Here is a 939-nt window from a genome sequence, read left to right on the forward strand (position 1 = left end):
CTGGAAGAACAGGCGGCGCGCCTGGCCGACGTGGCAGCCGGCTTCAAACTGGCGGCGGCGGCCCCTTCGGCGCGCTTGCGCCATGCGCCATCAAGGGCGGCGTTGAAGCTGGCGGCTTGACAGTCAGGCAAGTGCCACGCAAATAAAGTACGTTCAAATGTTGACTGGAAACAACACGACAGCCTAAATTACCAGCCAAAAAGTTCATGATTGGCCCGTCTTGTCGGGAGAAGAGGATAATTGCCGGTCGGCATCAAAACCTCTTCACCTGTCAGGAAAATCCTCATGTTCCCCAACGTCCGCATCGGTTCACGCCTTGCCATCGCATTCGCGATTGTGCTGGTTTTGTCCATCGTTTCCACGGCTTACGCCATCATTGCGGCGCGCGACAACGCGCGCGCGACGGAACTGATGATGGCTCAGCCGCTGAGCAAGGAACGCCTGGTGTCGGACTGGTACGTGATGGTGTTTGCCGCCGTCGGCCGTACCGCCCTGATCGCGCGCAGCAGCGACGAAGCCCTGTCGACCACCTTCGCCGGCACCATCAGCGAAGGCGTCAAGCGCAGCACGGGGCTGATCAAGCAGATCGAACCGCTGCTCACCAGCGATGAAGAAAAAGCCATGATGAAGTCCATCCAGTCCCTGCGCGCCACCTTCCAGGTGGCCAAGGAACAGGTGATGGCATCGAAAAAGGCGGGCGATCCCGCCGTCACCGAGCAACTGTTCAACAGCACCTTCACGCCCGCCGCCGCAGCCTACGAGCGCGGCATCCAGGACATGCTGGCCATGCAGCGCAAGGCCATCGACGACACCGCGCTGGCCATCGACAAGGCCAACACCCGCACCATCAAGCTGCTGCTGGTGCTCGGCACCCTGGCCGTGCTGACCGGCGCCGTGTGCGCCGTCCTGATCACGCGCTCGATCACCGTGCCCCTGAAA

The 939-nt window shown here is 61.8% G+C and carries 1 protein-coding gene; it reads left to right on the forward strand.

Annotated features, from left to right (window positions below):
* Positions 1 to 285: 285 nt before the first annotated feature.
* Positions 286 to 939, forward strand: a 654-nt coding sequence (locus tag EJB06_RS31520; protein WP_198420960.1) for an MCP four helix bundle domain-containing protein, incomplete at its 3' end; no start/stop codon positions are given.

This window comes from Massilia atriviolacea (genome assembly GCF_003953935.1).
In the GTDB taxonomy this organism is placed as follows: Bacteria; Pseudomonadota; Gammaproteobacteria; order Burkholderiales; family Burkholderiaceae_D; genus Telluria_A; species Telluria_A atriviolacea.